Genomic DNA, 21,875 nt, shown 5'->3' with positions numbered 1-21,875 from the left:
CGCCCGAAAGGGCGGCTGAGCGAAGGATGACGGCGGGTTATTTCAGTCCCAACGCCTTGGCGACGCCGGCGCCGTAGTCCGGGTGCACCTTGGTGAACAGCTCGACCTGACGGCGCTGGATGTGTTCCGGCACCTGCGACAGTTCGCCGGCGATGCGGGTGAACATGCGCTGGTGCTCTTCGGCGCTCAGCAGGTTGAACAGCGCGCGCGGCTGGCTGTAGTAATCGTCGTCTTCACGATGATTCCAGTGGTCGGCCGCGCCTTCAATGCTCAGCGGCGGTTCGCTGAAGTCCGGCTGCTCTTGGAACAGGCCAAAGCTGTTCGGTTCGTAGGTTGCGCCGTTGCCGCTGTTGCCGTCCACGCGCATCGCGCCGTCGCGATGATAATTGTGGAACGGGCATTTGGCGCCGTTCACCGGGATCTGGTGGTGGTTGACGCCCAGGCGGTAGCGGTGCGCATCGCCATAGGAGAACAGGCGGCCCTGCAGCATTTTATCCGGCGAGAAACTGATGCCCGGCACCACGTTAGCGGGGTTCATCGCCACCTGCTCAACCTCGGAGAAGTAGTTGTCGGGGTTGCGGTTCAGCTCGAAAAAGCCGACGTCGATCAGCGGGTAGTCGCCGTGCGGCCAGACCTTGGTCAGATCGAACGGGTTATACGGCGTCTGCGAGGCCTCATGCTCCGGCATGATCTGAATTTGCAGTTTCCAGCGCGGGAAGTCGCCGCGTTTGATCGCATCGAACAGATCGCGCTGTGAGCTTTCGCGATCCTTGGCGATGATCGCTTCCGCTTCTTCATCCATCAGGTTTTCAATGCCTTGTTCGCAGCGGAAGTGGAATTTCACCCAGAAGCGCTCGTTGGCGGCATTGATAAAGCTGAAGGTGTGGCTGCCGAAACCGTGCATGTGGCGGTAGGACTTGGGAATGCCGCGATCGCTGAAGTCGATGGTCAGCTGGTGCAGCGATTCCGGCAGGTGAGAGAAGAAATCCCACTTGTACACCGGATTACGCAGGTTGGTATGCGGATCGCGTTTCACCACGTGATTGAGATCGGGGAATTTCAGCGGATCTCGCAGATAGAACACCGGCGTATCGTTGCCCACCAAATCCCAGTTGCCTTCTTCGGTATAGAACTTCATGGCGAAACCGCGAATGTCGCGTTCGGCGTCGGCCGCGCCGCGCTCACCGGCGACGGTGGAGAAGCGGATAAACATGTCGGTCTGCTTGCCGATTTCGGAGAAGATCTTGGCGCGCGTGTAGCGGGTGATGTCATGGGTGACGGTAAAGGTGCCGTAGGCGCCGGATCCTTTGGCGTGCATGCGGCGCTCGGGGATGACCTCGCGGTCGAAGTGGGCCAGTTTTTCCAGGAACCACACGTCCTGCAACAGCATCGGGCCGCGTTTGCCCGCGGTGATCACGTTATTGTTATCGACAACCGGGGCGCCGGCTGCGGTGGTCAGTCCTTTCTTGCTCATCACTTGCTCCTTATCGTAGTGCAGTTAAGTAAAGACTCGGGCGGTTTAAGCGTTCATCAGCATAGTCCTTTGGCGGGGCTTCTTCCCCTGACCTTGGTCAAAGCCACTACTAGTTGTAGCCCTATTGCCGAGCGACGGCAAATAGGTCTCGGTTATCGTTGGCATCGCCTTGACGAATATGGATTTTTGTTTGCAAATTTTTACATTTATTTGATTATTGAAGAATTTTTTCGCTTTTATCCCTTAAATACTCATTGCGCTTTGGTATAGACTCATGACGTTATTATTTTGCGTTGATTCGATCATTCGGTACGGATGACAAACCAGAGGGAAAGATGATGAAAAAGACTTGGGTCGCGTGCGCGGCAGGATTGCTGTTTGTGACCGGCGCGGCGAACGCCATCAGCGTGTCGGGCGAAGCCGGGCAACACTACACCAACCTGGGCGTTGGCATGAGCACCGGCTCTTCAGGTCTGGGCCTGACCGGCAACTGGGCGCGCAGCGACCACGACGGCAACGTCGGCAGCGTGGGGTTGAACTTCGGCGTGCCGCTGGGGCCGTTGACGGCGACCGTGGGCGCCAAAGCGCTGTACCTCAGCCCGAAAGACGGGAAAAGCGGCGGGGCGGTGGCGCTGGGCGGCGGCCTGGAGTGGGAAATTAACCGTTACTTCAGCCTGCACGGCGAAGGTTACTTTGCCCCTGAGTCTTTCACCAGCGGCGTGAAGGCCTATAACGAAGCCAGCGGCGGCCTGCGCTGGAAGTTCCGTCCGCTGAGCGTGGACGTGGGCTACCGTTACATGCAGATGGAAGGCAAAGACGGGCGTCGCGACAACACCCTGGCCGATGGCCCTTATGTCGGTGTCGGTCTGAGCTTCTGACGCTCAGCAAAAAGGGGCCATTGCGGCCCCTTTCTCTTTATCATTCTTTGTCTTTCGTCGCTTACCCGACCGCCGGCAGCATGCCGCTGGCGATGCCCAGTTGGATGGCGATCACCGTTACCCCACAGACAAACACCAGCGCCAGCGCAGGGGTGCCGCCCCAGACGCGATACTGCGCCTGATGCTTTTGGCGGGTTTTCCACACCAGCAGCGAAGGCAGCAGCAGCGCCAGCACCGACAGGGCGATGGCGGCGAAACCCAACGCCAGCACGAAACCGCGCGGATAGAACAGCGCGAAGGCCAGCGGTGGCAGGAAGGTGATGGCGCCGGTTTGCAGGCGGCCACGCACGTTATCTTGCCGGTTGAACAGGTCAGCCAGGAAATCGAACAGCCCAAGCGCAACGCCGAGGAACGAGGTCGCCAGCGCCAGATCGGCGAACAGGTGCACCGCCAGTTCAACGTGCGGCGAAGCTACTGCATCACGCACCGCCTGTAACAGGCCATTCAGCCCGGCCTGCTGCGCCAGAATGCCGACGAAGGTGTCGGAGCTGATGCTGCCCAGCGTTGCCAGTTGCCAGAAGATATAGGCGATCAGCGGGATGGCGCTGCCGATGATGAACACCCAACGCAGTTTGCGAATGTTGCCGCCCATGTAGTTGACGATGCTCGGCACGCTGCCGTGGAAGCCGAATGAGGTGAAGATCACCGGAATGGCCGATAACGCCAGGCCTTGCTCCAGCGGCAACGTCATCAGATTGGTCTGGTGGATATTCGGCAACATCAGGCCGAGCATCACCACCAGAAACACCACTTTCGCGCTGAACAGGATGCGGTTGAACAAGTCGACCGAGTGGGTGCCGATGCACACCACGCCGCCGGCCACCAGGGTGAACAGCAGCACGCCGAGCGACACAGGGAAGTCCTGCGATGTCCATTGGCTGATGCTGGTGGCGAGCAGTTCGCCGGCGCCGCTAATGTAGGCGGCGGTGAGGGCATACATCAGGAACATCATGCTAAAGCTGGTCAGCCACTGGCCGCCGCCGCCGAGATAACGTTTGGCGAGCGTGCCCAGACCGGTATCCGCCTGCTCATGCTGGTAAACCTCCACCAGTAACAGCGCGGTGTAACACATCAACAGCCACAGCCCGACCAGTAAGGCCAGCGTGACGCCGAAACCGACGCCGGCCGCCGCCAGCGGCATCGCCAGCATCCCGGCGCCAATGGTGGTGCCCGCCACGATAAAAACACTGCCAAGAGTGCGATTCTTCACGTTTTTTCTCTACCAGCCGAAAGATTTTGAAAATTATAGGTAACGATTTATGAGGATGGCAGGATAGTGGAAGCCCTAATTTGTGTCAAACCGGCGTTACGCGCATTGTAAATTAAAGTTTACAACCTTGCGAGCGGCATGGCGCATGATGAACGACGCGATGGCGGAAATAATCCGACGGCGGCTAGTGAAAAGTTATTTACGGGCTTCTATAGTGGAATGACCAAAAAATGTGGGAGAGATCAATGTTAAGGGTGGAGATGCTCAGCACCGGCGATGAGGTGCTGCACGGGCAAATTATTGATACCAACGCCGCCTGGCTGGCGGACTACCTGTTCCAGCAGGGCGTGCCGATGAGCGGGCGGGAAACGGTAGGGGACAGCCTCTCTGCTTTGATCGAGATCCTGCAGGAACGCAGCCATATCGCCGATGTGCTGATCGTCAACGGCGGCCTGGGGCCGACCAGCGACGATTTGAGCGCGCTGGCCGCCGCGAAATCCTGCGGCGTAGAGCTGATTGAACGGGCTGACTGGCTGGCGCGCATGGAAGCCTATTTCGCCGAGCGCGGGCGGCCGATGGCCCCTTCCAACCGCAAGCAGGCGCAGATCCCGGCCAATGCGGAAATGCTGGATAACCCGGTGGGCACCGCCTGCGGTTTCGCGTTGCAGCTGAACCAATGCCTGATGTTCTTCACCCCCGGCGTGCCTTCGGAATTCAAAGTGATGGTCGAACAGCAGATCGTGCCGCGTCTGCGCCAGCGCTTCACTTTGCCGGCGCCGCCGCTGTGCCTGCGCCTGACGACGTTCGGCACTTCCGAGAGCGATCTGGCCGCCGAACTGGACAGCCTGCCGCTGCCGCCGGACGTGGTGCTGGGTTACCGCTCGTCCAGCCCGATCATTGAGCTGAAGCTGACCGGGCCGGAAAGCCGGCGCGCGGAGATGGAGCTGGCCTGGCGACGCGTGCGCGAGGTCGCGGGGGACAACTGCATCTTCGAAGGCACCGTCGGGTTGCCGGCGATGTTGACGCAGCGCCTGAATCAGCAAGGGCTGAAGCTGGCGTTGAGCGAGCAATTCAGCGGCGGTTTGATCAACCTGCAGCTGCAGAGCGAAGGCGCGCCGCTGGCGGGGGAGAGCTGCTGCCGGCCCACTGCATCGAAACGCTGGAAACGACGCTGGCGCGCGCCCGCTCGCTGGCGGAATTGACCGGCGCGCCGTTGGCGTTGGCGGTCAGCGCCATGCGCGATGAGCAGGTGAGCATTGCGCTGCACACGCCGCGCGGCGGGATTGGCCAGACCGTGCGTTATCGCGCGTCGCGCCACGGGCTACGGCTGCGGCAGGAGTCGGTGGCGATGCTGGCGCTGGATATGCTGCGCCGTTGGCTGAATGGGGGCCAGGCGTGCGGTAAAAACGCCTGGCTGGAGGTGGTGGAAATTATCGAGTGACGCTCATGGTGCTGAGTTGTCTGCCTCACTGTTTTGTTGTAGCCGTTCGGACGCCAGGCGTGAAAGACGTATTGCCGCCGCGCCTCGCGTTTGCAGCTCTGTACCGTAGTTCCTGAGCGCCTGCGCGGCGCTGTCTGAGTGCGCCAGATGCGCCGCCAGGCTGGCGGCGTCTACCAGCGCGGTGTTGGCGCCGAGCCCACCTGCCGGGCTCATGGCGTGCACGGCGTCGCCGAGAAAGGCGATGCGTTCGCTGTGCCATTCCGGCATCGTCGCCGTAACCTGCACCGTCCGCACGCTGAGCGATAGGGGATCCGCCAGCGCTAACGCCGTTTGCAAGGCGGGCGCCCATCCTTGCGAGATATGCCGTATGCGCGCCTGCAACGCGGTGTTCTCCTCCAGTCCCGGGGCTCCGCCGAGACGTTCAGCCGAACCGATACAGGCCCAATAGAGATAGTCGTCGACCGGCGAGAGGCGGCAATCGGGCGCGTAGTCGGCCGCCAGTTGCGCCATGGGGGCCTGAAAGCGCATCGGTTCAACCACCAGCGACACGCCGTCGGCGAAGATCACCGATACGCCGTTCAGCAGCTCAGGGGCCAATTGGGCCCGGGTCGCCGCATCGAGCGGCGTTTTGCCGTAGAGGGTGACCGCACCGCTGTCTTCTGGCCCCACCTCGGGCAGGCAGCGCCGCCGCACCAGCGAGTTGACGCCGTCGGCGGCGATCAGCACATCGACCCGCACGTGTTCGCCGTTGGCGAACTGAAGTTCCACACCCTGCGGCGTTTGTGCAAATTCACGCAAGGTATGGCCGAAACGCACCCGGTCTTGCAGGCCGGCAAGCAGGATCTCGCGCAGCGTTTGGCGATGAATGCCGAGATCGCCGCCCGGTTCTTGTGTTTGGTGCTGGCTGGAGGGCAACCAGTGCTCGGGGCGCCGGCCGATGAGCGGGGCAAGCTGCGGATCCCATAGATTGCTCTCGCCGCTGTTTTGCGCGCTGCCGGCGCAGAGCAAGCGGTAGTGCGTCGGCGGCAGGCAGGCGGCCAGCGCCTGCTGGCCCGACGGATCGATGCGCAGCCGGTAGCCCTGATCGCGTGCTTGCGGTGTGGTGTCGCGTTCAAACACCGTGGCGTGGATGCCAAAGCGGCGCAGTCCCTGAGCCAGACACAGGCCGCCGGGCCCGGCGCCGATAATGCCAATGCTGAGTGTTGTCATCATGTTCCCTCGTGAGTCAGTGGCCGCAGACGGTCGCGGCCGGAAGCATTTCATTATGTCGGTGCAGGAAAAGGTTGGTATAACGGTATCTGGACTAAAAATAGTGATTAGTGGCCAATATGAATGCGAACCTTCACGCCCTCGACGCTGACTGCAGCGAATGGTCGACGGGCCCCTGGCTGATCGCCCTCGGCGGCCGCGACGCGGCAGGCCGGGAGTATCGGTTGGGCACGCGCGAATACGACTGGCATCAGCATGTGCGCGGGCAGTTGCTGTGCGTTGAAAGCGGTTTGCTGCATGTAAGCACGGCGCAGGGCGATTGGGTGCTGCCGCCTCAGCGGGCGGGTTGGATCCCGCCGGCGACGGAGCACCGGGTGCAGGTTTGCGGCGCGCTGAGCGGCTGGAGTTTACTGCTGGCGCCGGAGGCCTGCCACGATCTGTCGAATACACCTTGCGTTATCGGCATCAGCGCAGTGCTACAGGCGCTGGCTCAGCGTGCGGAAGGTTGGGACAAACGCAGCGCGCTTACCCTGGAGCAGGAGCGTATGGCGCAGGTGATGCGTGACGAGATACGGCTGGCGCCGACGGAGCCGCTGTATTTACCGATGTCGTCCCATCCGCGCCTGGCCGGCGTTCTGCAGGCCTTGCTGGCGCAACCGGGGAGCGAACGTTCACTGGAGGCGTGGGCTGAATGGGGGGCGATGTCGCCGCGTACCCTGCGGCGGCTGATGATCGGCGAGACGGGGTTGAGTTTTGCCCAGTGGCGTCAGCAGGCTCGGTTGTCATATGCGTTGGCGAAGCTGGCCGAAGGCGAAACGGTGCTGCAGATTGCGGAGGCGCTGGGGTATGCCTCGCCGAGCAATTTTATCGCCATGTTTCGTAAAGCCTTCGGCGATTCCCCGGCGCGTTATTTTTCCACATCGGCGGGAAAGGGGCGCTAAGGGAAATACTTTGAGGATAGTTATATATCCCTGATTAATCATAATCTTATAGGGGATATTCGCGGTGAGGGAATGCTGTTACTCTCTTGACGGGTGCTTGAGACTGTTCGTCTTGGGCATTGTGTGACAAGGCGGATAGATGAAAGCCCCAGACTGACTCTCAATCAGAATGGGGCTGCCCTAACGCCTAGACACCGTTATGGTAGCCCCTTCACAGCAAGGAGGCAAGCATGCGCTTAAGGCATGTGTTTCACTCGCTAACCGTTGTATGTATTACGGTTTTGTTATTTATCTGGATGATAAGAGACTCGCTGTGCGAGCTGAAAATCTACCAGGAAAATATCACTATCCTGATCAGGTTGGCGTGTGAGGTGAAGCGGTAATCCTAGGGCGGGGGCAACCCCGCCTTCTGGTCTCCAGGCGCGGTTTCCGGCACCCGACTTTACATTTCCAGCTCGATATCCGTCAGCGGCATGCAGCAGCAGGGCAGGATTTCGCCGTCGTTGATAAACGCCAGCGGCTGTTGGCGGTAGGCCACTTCGCCTTTCACCAGCTTCAGGCGGCAGGCGCCGCAATAGCCGGAGCGGCATTGGTACTCAACCTGCACGTCGTGCAGTTCCAGCACGTCGAGCAGGCAGTTTTCACTGTTAGGGCAAGAGAGCTGCGTGCCGGCGGCGCGCAGCGTTACGGTTGGCGTCGCCATCGCTTACAGTTCGAAGTCGCTCAGGTCGTCGGCGTTGATCTCCGAGTCGATCTGGCCAACCAGGTAAGAGCTCACTTCCACTTCCTGCGGCGCTACCTGCACGTTGTCGGACACCAACCAGGCATTGATCCACGGGATCGGGTTGGAGCGGGTTTCGAACGGCAGACCGAGGCCGACCGCCTGCATGCGGATATTGGTGATGTACTCCACATACTGGCACAGGATGTCTTTGTTCAGGCCAATCATCGAGCCGTCGCGGAACAGGTATTCCGCCCACTCTTTCTCCTGCTGGGCGGCCAGCACGAACAGATCGTAGCACTGCTGCTGACATTCCTCGGCGATCTCCGCCATTTCAGGATCGTCGGCGCCGGAACGCATCAGGTTCAGCATGTGCTGGGTGCCGGTCAGGTGCAGCGCTTCGTCGCGGGCGATCAGTTTGATGATTTTGGCGTTGCCTTCCATCAATTCGCGCTCGGCGAAAGCGAAGGAGCAGGCAAAGCTGACGTAGAAGCGGATCGCTTCCAGCGCGTTCACGCTCATCAGGCACAGGTACAGCTGCTTCTTCAGCGCACGCAGATTGACGGTGGCGGTTTTACCGTTCACCTGGTGGGTGCCTTCACCCAGCAGGTGATAGTAGCTGGTCATCTCGATCAGATCGTCGTAGTAGCCGGAAATGTCTTTCGCGCGCTTCTTGATCTCTTCGTTGGTGACGATGTCGTCGAACACCAGCGCCGGATCGTTGACGATGTTGCGGATGATGTGGGTGTAGGAACGGGAGTGGATAGTCTCGGAGAACGACCAGGTTTCCACCCAGGTTTCCAGCTCAGGGATCGAGATCAGCGGCAGCAGGGCGACGTTCGGGCTGCGGCCCTGGATGGAGTCCAGCAGGGTCTGATACTTCAGGTTGCTGATGAAGATGTGCTTCTCGTGCTCCGGCAGCGCCTGGTAATCGATGCGATCGCGGGAAACGTCAACCTCTTCCGGGCGCCAGAAGAAGGAGAGCTGTTTTTCGATCAGTTTTTCGAAGATTTCATGCTTTTGCTGGTCGAAACGCGCAACGTTTACCGACTGGCCGAAGAACATCGGCTCTTGCAGCTGGTCGTTTTTGGTCTGAGAAAAAGTGGTGTAAGCCATAAGCCTGAATCCATCGTAACGTGGCTAAATGAAGGGGCCGGAAAATTCCGGCCCGCTAGGTCAAACTTTAGATCTTGCAGGCGCCGCTTTCGCAGTCGTCATCGCCGGCCTTGGCAGGCTGCAAATCTTCCTGGGCGTCTTCCGCACCGTCGCGGGTGTTTTGGTAGTACAGCGTTTTCACGCCGAACTTGTAGGTGGTGAGCAGGTCTTTCAACAGCTGCTTCATCGGCACCTTGCCGCCCGGGAAGCGGGTCGGATCGTAGTTGGTGTTGGCCGAAATCGACTGGTCGATGAATTTCTGCATCAGCCCCACCAGCTGCAGATAGCCGTCGTTGCTCGGCATTTCCCACAGCAGCTCGTAGTTGTCTTTCAGACGCTCATACTCCGGCACCACCTGGCGCAGGATGCCGTCTTTCGACGCCTTGATGCTGATGTGGCCACGCGGCGGCTCGATGCCGTTGGTGGCGTTGGAAATCTGCGAAGAGGTTTCCGACGGCATCAGGGCGGACAGCGTCGAGTTGCGCAGACCGGTTTCTTGGATCTCTTTACGCAGGGTTTCCCAGTCGTAGTGCAGCGGCTCGCTGCAGATCGCATCCAGGTCTTTCTTGTAGGTGTCGATCGGCAGGATGCCCTGCGAATAGGTGGTTTCGTTGAACCACGGGCAAGCGCCTTGTTCCTGCGCCAGACGGTTGGAGGCTTTCAGCAGGTAGTACTGAATGGCTTCGAACGTCTTGTGGGTCAGGTTGTTGGCGCTGCCGTCGGAGTAGCGCACGCCGTTCTTTGCCAGATAATAGGCGAAGTTGATGACGCCGATGCCCAGGGTGCGGCGACCCATTGCGCCACGGTGTGCGGCCTTGATCGGATAATCCTGATAATCCAGCAGGGCGTCCAGCGAACGTACCGCCAGGGTCGCCAGCTCTTCCAGATCGTCCAGGCTGTCGATCGCGCCCAGGTTGAAGGCGGACAGGGTGCACAGCGCGATCTCGCCGTTTTCGTCGTTGACGTCTTCCAGCGGCTTGGTCGGCAGTGCGATTTCCAGACACAGGTTGGACTGGCGCACCGGCGCGATCTGCGGATCGAACGGGCTGTGGGTGTTGCAGTGGTCGACGTTCTGGATATAGATACGGCCGGTAGAGGCGCGTTCTTGCATCATCAGCGAGAACAGCTCAACCGCTTTCACGCGCTTCTGGCGAATGCTGTCGTCTTTCTCGTACTGGGTGTACAGGCGCTCGAATTCGTCCTGATCGGCGAAGAACGCGTCATACAGCCCCGGCACGTCGGACGGGCTGAACAGAGTGATGTCTTCGCCCTTGATCAGGCGCTGGTACATCAGGCGGTTCAACTGCACGCCGTAGTCCATGTGGCGCACGCGGTTGCCTTCAACGCCGCGGTTGTTTTTCAGCACCAGCAGGCTTTCCACTTCCAGGTGCCACATCGGGTAGAACAGCGTTGCCGCGCCACCGCGCACGCCGCCCTGCGAGCAGGATTTGACGGCGGTCTGGAAGTGTTTGTAGAACGGGATGCAGCCGGTATGGAAGGCTTCACCGCCACGGATCGGGCTGCCCAGCGCGCGGATGCGGCCGGCGTTGATGCCGATGCCGGCGCGTTGCGAAACGTATTTCACAATGGCGCTGGAGGTGGCGTTGATGGAGTCCAGGCTGTCGCCGCACTCGATCAGCACGCAGGAGCTGAACTGGCGGGTTGGGGTGCGCACGCCGGACATGATCGGCGTAGGCAGCGAAATCTTGAAGGTGGAAATCGCGTCGTAGAAACGTTTGACGTAATCCAGACGAGTTTCACGCGGGTAGTTGGAGAACAGGCACGCGGACACCAGCATGTACAGGAACTGGGCGCTTTCGTAGATCTCGCCGCTGACGCGGTTCTGCACCAGATACTTGCCTTCCAGCTGCTTGACGGCGGCATAAGAGAAGTTCATGTCGCGCCAGTGATCGATAAAGGAGTCCATCTGCTCGAACTCTTCAGCGCTGTAGTCTTCCAGCAGATGTTTATCGTATTTGCCCATCTCGACCATGCGGGTCACGTGAGCGTGCAGCTTCGGCGGTTCGAACTGACCGTAAGCCTTTTTACGCAGGTGGAAGATCGCCAGGCGAGCGGCCAGGTACTGATAGTCCGGCGCATCGCGGGAGATCAGATCGGCAGCGGCTTTGATGATGGTTTCGTGAATGTCGGCGGTTTTGATGCCGTCATAAAACTGAATGTGGGAACGCAACTCTACTTGAGAAACCGAGACGTTGTGCAATCCTTCTGCGGCCCAATCGATGACCCGGTGGATTTTGTCGAGGTTGATGCGCTCTTTACGGCCATCGCGTTTAGTTACAAGCAGACTTTGGTTCATGTGGTGTTTTACCTGTCCGTATGGTGCCCCTAAGCAGAAGTGTAGTCGCTCTGCTCAGTATGTAAACACTATATATAGGGGTTGTATGTCGGTGAGGTAACAAGATAGTGAGAAAAAACGGCGTTTGCAAGTGAACAAAACCGGCCTAATTTGTGGATAACTTGGGGGTGAAATGTAACTTGCCGTTCGCAGTGCGCGCCGTGACTGGCGCGACAAGCTTGTCAATAAGCGAGATCAGATTTTACTGAAAAACTGAAAAAACCGATCGTTTGGCGCTTTATTAAACGTTAGAAAAAAACGGCATATTGATCTGATTTAATATTCTAAAAAACTGTCTACAACCGCTATTTTGATCGAAGTCGCGGAAATTAGGTATTTTTCCTAACACCGCGTTGGCGCCGAACCCCGATAACGCAGGGCCGGCGCGGTTTACAGCGCTCAGCCTTCGTGCTGGGTGTGCACCATGTAGTTCACGTCAACGTTGCGCCCAAGCTTGAAATGATCGGTGATCGGGTTGTAATGCAGGCCGATCATGTGCTTTTCGCGCAGCGGCGTGCCGTCGACCCAGCCGATCAGTTCGGAAGGGCGAATAAACTTCTTATGATCGTGGGTGCCCTGCGGGACCATCTTCAGCACGTACTCCGCGCCGATCACCGCCATCAGCCAGGCTTTGGTGTTGCGGTTGATGGTGGAAAAGAACACGTGGCCGCCCGGTTTCACCAGTTGGGCGCAGGCGCGCACCACCGAGGCCGGATCGGGCACGTGCTCCAGCATTTCCATGCAGGTGACCACGTCGTAGCGCTGCGGGTTGGCCTGAGCGTGGCTTTCCACCGTCTCCTGCACGTAAGTCACGTTCACGCCGCTTTCCAGCGCGTGCAGCCGGGCGACCTGCAGCGGCTCCCCGCCCATGTCCAGGCCGGTCACTTCGGCGCCTTCGCGCGCCATGCTTTCCGCCAGAATGCCGCCGCCGCAGCCCACGTCGAGCACCTGCTTGTCAAAAATGCCGCCGGCACGCTGCATGATGTAGTTCAGGCGCAGCGGGTTGATGCGGTGCAGCGGTTTGAACTCGCCTTCCAGATCCCACCAGCGGGAGGCGACGGCCTCGAACTTGGCGATTTCCTGGTGGTCAACGTTTTGCACTCGGCTGGATGATTCTGCGTTCATGGGCTTGTCTGGCTCCTTGTTCTCGTTGCGCGGATTATACATGTTCCGGCGCGGCATCGTCTGCGTCGATGCGTTTTTAGCGCACTAATCTGTACAATTTCCGTGAAACAGCGGCGGTTATTTTCCCGTAAAGCGTGCTTTGTGATATAGTTTTACACCTTTGCCACTATGGCAGCGGGCAGATGAATCATTAGTAGAGGGATAGCAGCTCCATGAGCGACCTTGCCAGAGAAATCACACCGGTAAACATCGAAGACGAGTTGAAAAACTCGTATCTGGACTACGCGATGTCCGTTATTGTCGGACGTGCGCTGCCAGATGTTCGTGATGGACTGAAGCCGGTTCACCGCCGCGTTCTTTACGCGATGAGTGTATTGGGTAACGACTGGAATAAACCATACAAGAAATCGGCCCGTGTCGTCGGGGACGTGATCGGTAAATATCACCCGCACGGTGACAGCGCGGTTTACGACACTATCGTGCGTATGGCTCAGCCGTTTTCACTGCGCTACATGCTGGTGGACGGTCAGGGTAACTTCGGTTCCGTCGACGGCGACTCCGCCGCGGCGATGCGTTATACCGAAGTGCGCATGTCCAAGATTGCTCACGAACTGTTGGCGGATCTGGAAAAAGAAACCGTCGACTTCGTGCCTAACTATGATGGCACCGAGCAGATCCCGGCCGTTATGCCGACCAAGATCCCGAACCTGCTGGTCAACGGCTCGTCGGGCATCGCCGTGGGCATGGCCACCAATATTCCGCCGCACAACCTGGCTGAAGTCGTCAACGGCTGCCTGGCCTATATCGATGATGAAAACATCAGCATCGAAGGGCTGATGGAACACATCCCGGGGCCGGACTTCCCGACGGCGGCGATCATCAACGGCCGTCGCGGCATTGAAGAGGCCTACCGCACCGGGCGCGGCAAAGTCTACCTGCGCGCGCGCGCGGAAGTGGAAGCCGACGCCAAAACCGGCCGCGAAACCATCATCGTTCACGAGATCCCGTATCAGGTGAACAAGGCGCGTCTGATCGAAAAGATCGCCGAGCTGGTGAAAGAAAAACGCGTAGAAGGCATCAGCGCGCTGCGTGACGAGTCCGATAAAGACGGCATGCGCATCGTGATCGAAGTCAAACGCGACGCGGTCGGCGAAGTGGTGCTGAACAATCTGTATGCGCTGACGCAGCTGCAGGTTACCTTCGGCATCAACATGGTCGCGCTGCATCAGGGGCAGCCTAAACTGCTGAACCTGAAAGATATCCTCGAAGCCTTCGTGCGCCACCGCCGCGAAGTGGTCACCCGCCGCACCATCTTCGAACTGCGCAAGGCCCGTGACCGCGCCCATATCCTGGAAGCGCTGGCTATCGCGCTCGCCAACATCGATCCGATCATCGAGCTGATTCGCCGTGCGCCGACGCCGGCGGAAGCGAAAGTCGCGCTGGTGGCTCAGCCGTGGGATCTGGGCAACGTCAGCGCCATGCTGGAACGCGCCGGTGACGACGCCGCTCGCCCTGAGTGGCTGGAGCCGGAGTTCGGCATCCGCGACGGCAAGTACTACCTGACCGAGCAGCAGGCTCAGGCGATTCTGGATCTGCGTCTGCAGAAACTGACCGGCCTGGAGCACGAAAAGCTGCTGGACGAATATAAAGAGCTGCTCAACTTCATCGCCGAGCTGATCTTTATTCTGGAAAGCCCAGAGCGCCTGATGGAAGTGATCCGCGAAGAGCTGGTGGCGGTCAAAGAGCTGTACAACGACGGTCGTCGCACCGAGATCACCGCCAATACTTCCGACATCAACATCGAAGACCTGATCAACCAGGAAGATGTTGTGGTGACCCTGTCTCACCAGGGCTACGTGAAGTATCAGCCGCTGTCCGACTATGAAGCTCAGCGCCGCGGCGGCAAAGGCAAGTCCGCCGCGCGCATTAAAGAAGAAGACTTTATCGATCGCCTGCTGGTGGCCAACACCCACGATACGATCCTGTGCTTCTCCAGCCGTGGCCGCCTGTACTGGATGAAGGTGTATCAACTGCCTGAAGCCAGCCGTGGCGCGCGTGGCCGCCCAATCGTCAACCTGTTGCCGCTGGAAGCCGATGAGCGTATCACCGCCATTCTGCCGGTGCGCGAGTATGAAGAAGGGCGTCACGTGTTCATGGCCACCGCCAGCGGTACCGTGAAGAAAACCGCGCTGACCGAGTTCAGCCGTCCGCGCAGCGCCGGCATTATCGCCGTCAACCTCAACGAGGGCGACGAGCTGATCGGCGTCGATCTGACCGATGGCACCAACGAAGTGATGCTGTTCTCCGCCAACGGTAAAGTGGTGCGCTTCCCGGAAACGCAGGTGCGTTCGATGGGCCGTACCGCGACCGGCGTGCGCGGCATCAACCTCGGCGAAGGCGACAGCGTGATTTCGCTGATCGTGCCGCGCGGCGAGGGCGACATTCTGACCGTCACGCAAAACGGCTTCGGTAAACGTACTGCAGTCACCGAGTACCCGACCAAGTCACGCGCCACCCAGGGGGTTATCTCCATCAAGGTGAGCGAGCGTAATGGCCAGGTGGTCGGCGCCGTGCAGGTGGAAACCAGCGACCAGATCATGATGATCACCGATGCCGGCACGCTGGTGCGTACCCGCGTTTCGGAAGTCAGCGTGGTCGGTCGTAACACCCAGGGCGTGACGCTGATCCGTACGGCGGAAGACGAAAACGTCGTCGGTCTGCAGCGCGTGGCCGAGCCGGTGGAAGACGAAGAGCTGGACAGCCTGGAACCGGGCGCGGAAGCGGTGGAAGAAGACACTACGCCGCTGGACGATGGCGACGACGCGGCTGAGCCGATGGACGACGACAACGTTTAAGCAAGGTGAGGGCGTCGGCATGCCGACACCGTAATGCACTGAGACAAAAGGGCCTGGCAGCGATGCTAGGCCCTTTTTCAGTTATATGGTTTAATTGGCGCACCGAGCCGCCGGCCGCTGCGCCGGCGACAACGCGCGCCGCCACTGACTTTCGTATGGTATCCGATTGAAATATTTAGCCTCTTTTCGAACTACGCTGAAGATATCCCGCTATCTGTTCCGGGTGCTGGCGATTTTGCTGTGGTCGTTGGGAGCGCTGCTCACCACCTTTTATATTCTGAATATCCTGCATCAGAAAGAATCGGACATCCGCCAGGAGTACAACCTCAATTTCGATCAGGCGCAGGGCTATATTCGCCATTCCGCCGACATCATACGCGACATCAAGTACATGGCGGAAAACCGTCTCAACGGTTCGGTCAGCGGCCTGGACATGTTCAGCGGCGTGATCCCCGGCAAGGGCAGCCCACCGCAATTCTATCCGCTGTATCCAGAGTCTAATTGCGCCCTGAGCGCCACTTACCGCAGTTCACTCGATTCGCTGAGCGGCCTGATCCAGTATTGGAAAGAGAACTTCGTGGCGGCCTACGATCTCAACCGGGTGTTCTTTATCGGCGGCGACAGCCTGTGTCTGGCGGAATTCGGCGGCGGCAACGCGGTCGCCAACCGGGAAAACATGCTGAAGCTGCTGCACGAGCGCATTCTGAAATACCGCAACGCCAAGAATCTGGACAAAGACAACAACCTGTATTGGATTAGCCCCAGCGCGCAGCGGCCTGACATCGGTTATCTGTATGTGCTGACGCCTCTCTATATCGGCAACAAGCTGGAGGCGCTGCTGGGCATCGAGCAAACCGTCCGGCTGGAAGATTTCGTCACCGCCGGCAACCTGCCGATCGGCGTCACGCTGCTGGATGAAAACAACGATCCGATACTGCGCCTGGCGGATGGCGATCGCTATGCCGCTGCGCTCAACAGCTACCCCGAAGAGCATGCTTACTTCGGTTATGTCGATAACTACCGCGATCTGATCCTGAAAAAAGCGCTGCCGCCTTCATCGCTGAGCATCGTTTATGCGCTGCCGGTGAAAAGCGTGGTGGAACGCTTCAAAATGCTGATCCTCAATGCGCTGTTGCTGAACCTGTTGTCGGCTATCGTGCTGTTCACGCTGGCGTGGCTGTTTGAGCGCAAGATGTTCCTGCCGGCGGAGGACAATGCCTTCCGGCTGGAAGAACACGAACAGTTCAACCGCAAGATCGTCGCCTCGGCGCCGGTGGGCATCTGTATCCTGCGCATCAGCGATGGCACCAATATTCTGAGTAACGAACTGGCGCACAACTACATCAACCTGTTGACCCACGAAGATCGCGATCGCATTACGCGCATCATCTGCGAACAGCAGGCGAACTTCGTCGATGTGATGACCAGCAACAACAATAATCTGCAGATCAGCTTTGTCCATTCGCGTTACCGCAACGAAGAGGTGGCGATCTGCGTGCTGGTGGACGTCAGCGCGCGCGTGAAAATGGAAGAGTCGCTGCAGGAGATGGCGGCGGCGGCGGAGCAGGCCAGCCAGTCTAAATCGATGTTCCTGGCCACCGTCAGCCATGAGCTGCGTACGCCGCTGTACGGCATTATCGGCAACCTCGATCTGCTGCAGACCAAGGCGTTACCGCCAGGGGTCGATCGGCTGGTCAATGCGATGAACAACTCTTCCGGGCTGCTGCTGAAAATCATCAGCGATATTCTCGACTTCTCCAAAATCGAGTCCGAGCAGCTGAAGATTGAACCGCGTGAGTTCTCCTGCCTGGAGGTGATCACCCATATCGCCGGCAACTATTTGCCGTTGGTGGTGAAGAAACGTTTGGGGCTGTACTGCTTTATCGAGCAAAACGTGCCGGAGCGTATCTTCGGCGATCCGGTGCGGCTGCAGCAGGTGCTGTCCAACCTGGTGAACAACGCCATCAAGTTCACCGATACCGGCTGCATCGTGCTGCAGGTCTGCACCCGCGGCAGCTACCTGGAATTCAGCGTGCGCGATACCGGCGTCGGTATTCCGGAGAAGGAGATCTCACGCCTGTTCGATCCGTTCTTCCAGGTGGGCACCGGCGTGCAGCGCCACTTCCAGGGCACCGGTTTGGGGCTGGCGATCTGCGAGAAATTGGTCAACTTGATGGACGGCGACGTCTCCGTCGAGTCCGAACCGGGGCTGGGCAGCTTGTTCAGCATTCGCATTCCATTGTTTAACGCCCAGTTCCCGATCCCGCAGGCCAGCGATACCTGGCAGGGCCGGCGGCTGTGGCTGGATATCCGCAATCAGCGGCTGGAAAGCTACCTGATGGCGATTCTGGGCGGCTACGGCGCCGATATCCAGCGCTATGACGGGCAGGAGACCGCCGCCGACGAGGTGATGCTCAGCGATTATCCGCTGATGCTGAACACGCCGCTGTTGGCTCAGATCCAGTTCTCGACCGAACATATCGGCCCGTCGCTGGAAACCCGGCCAGGCTATTGGATGCACAGCACCTCTACGCCGCGTGAAACGCTGACCTTGATCAACCGATTGTTCGGCGTCGGCAACGGCGCGGCAGAGGCGCTGGTGCAGCTGCCGGTGCCCGCCAAGGCCAGCGCGACGGACAACGGCGATATTCATCTGCTGGTGGTCGACGATCATCCGATCAACCGTCGCCTGCTTTCCGATCAGCTGGGGTCGCTGGGGTATCAGGTGGTGACCGCCAACGACGGCGTAGACGCGCTCGCCGTACTGAAACAGCACCACGTCGATATTGTGTTGACCGACGTCAATATGCCGAACATGGACGGCTATCGCCTGACGCAGGCGCTGCGGGAGATGCAGTTCAGCGCGCCGGTGATCGGCGTGACGGCGAACGCGTTGGCGGAGGAGAAGCAGCGCTGTCTCGAGGCGGGCATGGATAATTGCCTGTCGAAACCGGTTACGCTGGAGACGCTGGAGCAGACATTGGCTTATTACAGCCAGCAGGTACGCTACAACCGCAGCGAGGCCTGAAAAGCAAACAGGCACGGCGGATGCCGTGCCTGTTTGGCGTTAACCTGCCGTGAGGCGGGCTTTAGTCTTTGTCCAACGGCGTCATGCTGACGGACGAGAGGTAGTTGAGCAGGGCGATGTCGTTTTCTACGCCCAGCTTCATCATCGCCGATTTCTTCTGGCTGCTGATGGTTTTGATGCTGCGGTTGAGTTTCTTGGCGATTTCGGTCACCAGGAAACCTTCGGCGAACAGACGCAGCACTTCGCTCTCTTTCGGCGACAGGCGTTTGTCGCCATAGCCGCTGGCGCTGATTTTCTCCAGCAGTTTGGAGACGCTTTCCGGCGTGAACTTCTTGCCTTTCTGCAGGGCGGCCAGCGCCTTCGGCAGATCGGTCGGCGCGCCTTGTTTCAGCACGATGCCTTCGATATCCAGATCCAATACCGCGCTCAGGATCGCCGGGTTGTTGTTCATGGTCAGCACGATGATCGACAACTGCGGATAATGACGCTTGATGTACTTAATCAGCGTGATGCCGTCGCCATACTTGTCACCCGGCATCGACAGATCGGTGATCAGCACGTTGGCATCCAGCTTGGACAGATTGTTGATCAGTGCGGTTGAGTCTTCGAACTCCCCAACGACATTCACCCATTCAATTTGCTCAAGTGACTTCCGGATGCCAAACAGTACGATAGGATGGTCATCAGCAATAATTACGTTCAGGTTATTCATGTTGTTGGCTACCTTGCTTCAGCAGTCTGCTGACGAAAAAATCAATCTGACTGATGTTATTCTCGATCTCGGGCGCATCACCTTCTGCGATGCGCTGTTCTAACGATTCGCACAGCTGCTTGCCGGGAAGCAGATTTAACATGGCAAACACGCCTTTCAGGCGGTGTGCGGTTTGTGACAGCGCATTGAAATCACTGCTGCCCGCCTCAGTATACAGTTTTTTGACATCATCGGGTACTGTATCGACAAACAGCCCATAGTAATCACTTGATTTCAATTGTTTTTCATAGAGTTGGATATCTTCTGAGCTCAATGAAAGCGGACTTTCTTCCTGCTCCAGCGCGGCCATTTGCTGTTCGATCAGCATCAGCACGGCGTCGATTAATGCGCCGTTCAGGTTATAGTTCACCCGAATGTAGCGTTTATCCAGCGCTTGCCAACCCGGTTCATCGGTCGCCAGCAACAGCGTGTAATCATCGGCTCGCTGCGGGTTATCGGTCAGCAGCACGTCATAATCGCGGTTGACCGCGCGATCTTCGGCGACGAGGCAGTCGGCGCCGTAAGCCTGCAACAGGCGGGTCACGATGCCGCGCACTTCATCTGACGTGATGTCCAGCAGGGCGGTGACGCCGTCGAGCAGCTTTTCCTGTTCCTGCGGCTCTTTTCTCTCCATCTCCATGGCGACGCGAATGGTATAGCGAGTGCCGATATCCACTTTGCTGCGAATGTCCAACTGGCCGTTAAGCTTCTTGCACAGCTGATTGCACAGGAAGAAAGTGAGGCCGGAACCGTGGTTGAAGCGGTCCACCAGCGTCTGGCTGAGGAACGGGTAATTGAGATTGCTGATCTCTTCGTTGGAGATGCCGGAGCCGGTGTCGTTGATTTGGAAAATCAGGCGATCCGGGTGTTCGGGCTCATGGTCGATGACCAGAGAAATCTTGCCGCAGGCGGTGGTGATAATGGCGTAATGCACCAGCAGCGAGATCACTTTGCGCAGCGCGTTGGCGTCGCCGATGTAGTTCTGTTCGACGTCCAGCTGGAAATGCTTGAACAGCGCCAGCCCCTTTTGATTGAGGGCGGGCAGGGCTTCCAGCAGCAACTCGTCGATCATCGCCGCCGGGTTGAACGGCTCGCGCGTCGGTTGCCAGTCCTGGGTTTCCAGCCGCGTCAGCAGAGTGATGTTATCGATCAATCCCAGCACCGACGACGACGCCGCCGTCAGTTGGCCCAGCAGCGCCTGCTGTTGTTCCTCATCCGGCTGGTTGCGCAGGCTGTCGACCAGATCGTGCATCTGGCGCACCGGCTGATTCAGTTCGATGCCCAGGTTGTGCAACATCAGTTTGCGCGCCTGCACGTTTTTGTCGTATTCACGCCGTGCCTGTTGCAGCCGCTTGTTCACCATGACCTCTTTATCCTGATCGTGCATCAGGAACAGGTAGGTATCCGGCGACAGTTGGCTGCGGAAAATACGGATTTCATACACCTCGTTGTTGACCGTTGCCTGAATGACGCCGTGGTGCTGTTCGGCCATATGGGCGATTTTTTGCAGGCTGAGGTGCGGCAGCAGGTGCTCGGCGATTTTGTTGCTGGCGATCACCGCATTGTTGGCGAAGCTGTAAACCAGCAGGCCGGAGGGCAGGCTGGAGACGATTTCCTGATTCAGCGCGCGCTCGGCCTCCAGCTCAACCGCCATGTTTTCGCTCGGGCGGATGTACTGGCGGCGGATAAAGTAGATGCTCAGCATCGAGAGCGCCAACAGCAGCAGGTTGACCGCGATCAGCCAGATGTTGTTGCGCAGCAGATCGATGGCCAGATTAATGGCCGAAACGCGATACACCACCTTCAACGGCGCATTGGGCAGGGCGGCGCTGAACTCCACCCAGCCGCCGCTCATCGCCGCCTGGGCGCCGAGGGCGGTTTCCGCCGGGATGGCGCTGTCGTCGAGCTCGACATCGTCCGGCTGCAGCAGGAAATTGGCGCGGGCCAGGTTGGCCGGAATGATGTCGTTGATCGGCAAGTCGAAGGCGATCACCGTCGCCAGATGTCCCGGCTGATTAAAGGTGGTGCGAATCGAGAATGAATAGGCGTTCTGGAAGCGCTGTTTGCGCAGATCGGAAAAGCTCTCGCGTTCGTCGAGCATATTGGCCTGTTGCAGCATCTCGGCGCGGCGTTCGTCCGCCGAAGTGGTCAGGTAGCTTTCCCTAAAGCGCGAAGCCAGCTCTTTGAGCGGCTGAGTGGTGATCAGACTGAGGCTGTTGTCCTGACCATTGAGGTAATACATGGCGTAGCTCTCGGTCTTGGCGCCCCAACGGTTGTCCAGGTAGTCCGAAATGTTGGCGATCATCGCCAGCGTGTTCTCGTCATGGCTGCCGAAGATCACCGCGTCGGTTTTCTTGTGCGGCTTCTCGACATAGTAGACGTCGGGGCGCAGGCGGGTTTCCTGCAAACCGGGATCGACATTCTGCGCCGGCGCGTTGCCGAATTTGTCATAGACCTGATAGGTCATGTAGCGATAGGTATCGATGCGCTTTTGCAGCGAACCGGCGATGCTGTTCAGCGTGTACTTCTTTTCCGCCAGCCAGGCGTTGGTGTAGTTGTAGCCATACAGGCCGATGCCGATCGTCAGCAGCACGATAAACAGCAGGAAGCAGCGAGTGATATTGCTGGAGCTAATGGTCAGTTGTTTATTTTGCATAGTGGCTGCGCATTC

The 21,875-nt window shown here is 58.9% G+C and carries 14 protein-coding genes and 1 pseudogene; 6 read left to right on the top strand and 9 right to left on the bottom strand.

Annotated features, from left to right (window positions below; all coding sequences use genetic code 11):
- Positions 1-37: 37 nt before the first annotated feature.
- A complete protein-coding gene (gene katA, locus ACMGG9_RS16100) occupies positions 38-1,474 on the bottom strand; it encodes a catalase KatA (protein WP_033651930.1) in 1,437 nt (478 codons plus the stop codon).
- Positions 1,475-1,812: 338 nt separating this feature from the next.
- Here katA and ACMGG9_RS16095 point away from each other — a divergent pair, with 338 nt between their 5' ends.
- Positions 1,813-2,352, top strand: a complete 540-nt coding sequence (locus ACMGG9_RS16095) for a YfaZ family outer membrane protein (RefSeq protein WP_033643844.1) — start codon at positions 1,813-1,815, stop codon at positions 2,350-2,352.
- Between the two features lie 61 nt (positions 2,353-2,413).
- On the opposite strand, the gene tyrP is transcribed toward ACMGG9_RS16095, so the two are convergent.
- Positions 2,414-3,622 (bottom strand): tyrosine transporter TyrP, encoded by a 1,209-nt coding sequence (gene tyrP / locus ACMGG9_RS16090; RefSeq protein WP_163965848.1) that lies wholly within the window; start codon positions 3,620-3,622, stop codon positions 2,414-2,416.
- Between the two features lie 245 nt (positions 3,623-3,867).
- Here tyrP and ACMGG9_RS16085 point away from each other — a divergent pair.
- Positions 3,868-5,063, top strand: a pseudogene (locus ACMGG9_RS16085) (nicotinamide mononucleotide deamidase-related protein YfaY).
- Positions 5,064-5,066: 3 nt separating this feature from the next.
- Here the strand turns inward: ACMGG9_RS16085 and ACMGG9_RS16080 are convergent.
- Positions 5,067-6,275, bottom strand: coding sequence for an FAD-dependent oxidoreductase (locus ACMGG9_RS16080; protein WP_414161563.1), 1,209 nt, complete (start codon positions 6,273-6,275; stop codon positions 5,067-5,069).
- A 116-nt stretch (positions 6,276-6,391) separates the two neighbouring features.
- Between ACMGG9_RS16080 and ACMGG9_RS16075 the strand changes: the two genes are divergently transcribed.
- Both ACMGG9_RS16075 and ACMGG9_RS16070 read left to right on the top strand, forming a co-directional pair.
- Positions 6,392-7,213, top strand: coding sequence for an AraC family transcriptional regulator (locus tag ACMGG9_RS16075; RefSeq protein ID WP_033651927.1), 822 nt, complete (start codon positions 6,392-6,394; stop codon positions 7,211-7,213).
- Positions 7,214-7,443: 230 nt separating this feature from the next.
- Positions 7,444-7,596, top strand: a complete 153-nt coding sequence (locus tag ACMGG9_RS16070) for a Hok/Gef family protein (RefSeq protein WP_004935921.1) — start codon at positions 7,444-7,446, stop codon at positions 7,594-7,596.
- A gap of 59 nt (positions 7,597-7,655) precedes the next feature.
- Here the strand turns inward: ACMGG9_RS16070 and yfaE are convergent, their stop codons facing one another.
- The 4 genes from yfaE to ubiG all read right to left on the bottom strand — a co-directional run bounded on the left by yfaE (position 7,656) and on the right by ubiG (position 12,570).
- Entirely contained in the window at positions 7,656-7,916 is a 261-nt protein-coding gene (yfaE, locus tag ACMGG9_RS16065) for a class I ribonucleotide reductase maintenance protein YfaE (protein ID WP_072627287.1), read from the bottom strand.
- A 3-nt stretch (positions 7,917-7,919) separates the two neighbouring features.
- Positions 7,920-9,050 (bottom strand): class Ia ribonucleoside-diphosphate reductase subunit beta, encoded by a 1,131-nt coding sequence (nrdB, locus tag ACMGG9_RS16060; RefSeq protein ID WP_414161562.1) that lies wholly within the window; start codon positions 9,048-9,050, stop codon positions 7,920-7,922.
- Positions 9,051-9,117: 67 nt separating this feature from the next.
- On the bottom strand, positions 9,118-11,406 hold the full coding sequence (gene nrdA, locus ACMGG9_RS16055; protein WP_033632525.1) for a class 1a ribonucleoside-diphosphate reductase subunit alpha: 2,289 nt from the start codon (positions 11,404-11,406) through the stop codon (positions 9,118-9,120).
- A gap of 438 nt (positions 11,407-11,844) precedes the next feature.
- Positions 11,845-12,570: a bifunctional 2-polyprenyl-6-hydroxyphenol methylase/3-demethylubiquinol 3-O-methyltransferase UbiG gene (gene ubiG, locus ACMGG9_RS16050; RefSeq protein ID WP_033644327.1), complete on the bottom strand. Its 726-nt coding sequence runs from the start codon at positions 12,568-12,570 to the stop codon at positions 11,845-11,847.
- 212 nt (positions 12,571-12,782) lie between these two features.
- On the opposite strand from ubiG, the gene gyrA reads away from it, so the two are divergent.
- A complete protein-coding gene (gene gyrA, locus ACMGG9_RS16045) occupies positions 12,783-15,425 on the top strand; it encodes a DNA topoisomerase (ATP-hydrolyzing) subunit A (protein ID WP_033643840.1) in 2,643 nt (880 codons plus the stop codon).
- 166 nt (positions 15,426-15,591) lie between these two features.
- The gene (rcsC, locus tag ACMGG9_RS16040) at positions 15,592-18,453 is read left to right on the top strand and encodes a two-component system sensor histidine kinase RcsC (RefSeq protein WP_042785084.1); all 2,862 of its coding nucleotides are present in this window, start codon (positions 15,592-15,594) and stop codon (positions 18,451-18,453) included.
- A gap of 61 nt (positions 18,454-18,514) precedes the next feature.
- On the opposite strand, the gene rcsB is transcribed toward rcsC, so the two are convergent.
- Both rcsB and rcsD read right to left on the bottom strand, forming a co-directional pair.
- Entirely contained in the window at positions 18,515-19,165 is a 651-nt protein-coding gene (gene rcsB, locus ACMGG9_RS16035) for a response regulator transcription factor RcsB (protein WP_004935900.1), read from the bottom strand.
- On the bottom strand, positions 19,158-21,860 hold the full coding sequence (gene rcsD / locus ACMGG9_RS16030) for a phosphotransferase RcsD (RefSeq protein ID WP_033643838.1): 2,703 nt from the start codon (positions 21,858-21,860) through the stop codon (positions 19,158-19,160). Before rcsD ends, rcsB begins: the two co-directional genes overlap by 8 nt.
- Positions 21,861-21,875: the final 15 nt, after the last annotated feature.

It is taken from the genome of Serratia sp. BNK-10 (assembly GCF_047456065.1).
GTDB lineage: Bacteria > Pseudomonadota > Gammaproteobacteria > Enterobacterales > Enterobacteriaceae > Serratia > Serratia ureilytica.
The sequence above is the reverse complement of the archived record's forward strand: the minus strand, read 5'-3'. Positions and strand labels throughout refer to the sequence as shown.

Excerpts from the sequence above, each read along its gene's own strand:
- ACMGG9_RS16075 (WP_033651927.1), top strand. The coding sequence starts at position 6,392 with ATGAATGCGAACCTTCACGCCCTCGACGCTGACTGCAGCGAATGGTCG.
- nrdA (WP_033632525.1), bottom strand. The coding sequence starts at position 11,406 with ATGAACCAAAGTCTGCTTGTAACTAAACGCGATGGCCGTAAAGAGCGC.
- gyrA (WP_033643840.1), top strand. The coding sequence starts at position 12,783 with ATGAGCGACCTTGCCAGAGAAATCACACCGGTAAACATCGAAGACGAG.
- ACMGG9_RS16095 (WP_033643844.1), top strand. The coding sequence starts at position 1,813 with ATGAAAAAGACTTGGGTCGCGTGCGCGGCAGGATTGCTGTTTGTGACC.
- ACMGG9_RS16080 (WP_414161563.1), bottom strand. The coding sequence starts at position 6,275 with ATGATGACAACACTCAGCATTGGCATTATCGGCGCCGGGCCCGGCGGC.
- yfaE (WP_072627287.1), bottom strand. The coding sequence starts at position 7,916 with ATGGCGACGCCAACCGTAACGCTGCGCGCCGCCGGCACGCAGCTCTCT.
- rcsD (WP_033643838.1), bottom strand. The coding sequence starts at position 21,860 with ATGCAAAATAAACAACTGACCATTAGCTCCAGCAATATCACTCGCTGC.
- rcsB (WP_004935900.1), bottom strand. The coding sequence starts at position 19,165 with ATGAATAACCTGAACGTAATTATTGCTGATGACCATCCTATCGTACTG.
- katA (WP_033651930.1), bottom strand. The coding sequence starts at position 1,474 with ATGAGCAAGAAAGGACTGACCACCGCAGCCGGCGCCCCGGTTGTCGAT.
- ACMGG9_RS16070 (WP_004935921.1), top strand. The coding sequence starts at position 7,444 with ATGCGCTTAAGGCATGTGTTTCACTCGCTAACCGTTGTATGTATTACG.
- nrdB (WP_414161562.1), bottom strand. The coding sequence starts at position 9,050 with ATGGCTTACACCACTTTTTCTCAGACCAAAAACGACCAGCTGCAAGAG.
- ubiG (WP_033644327.1), bottom strand. The coding sequence starts at position 12,570 with ATGAACGCAGAATCATCCAGCCGAGTGCAAAACGTTGACCACCAGGAA.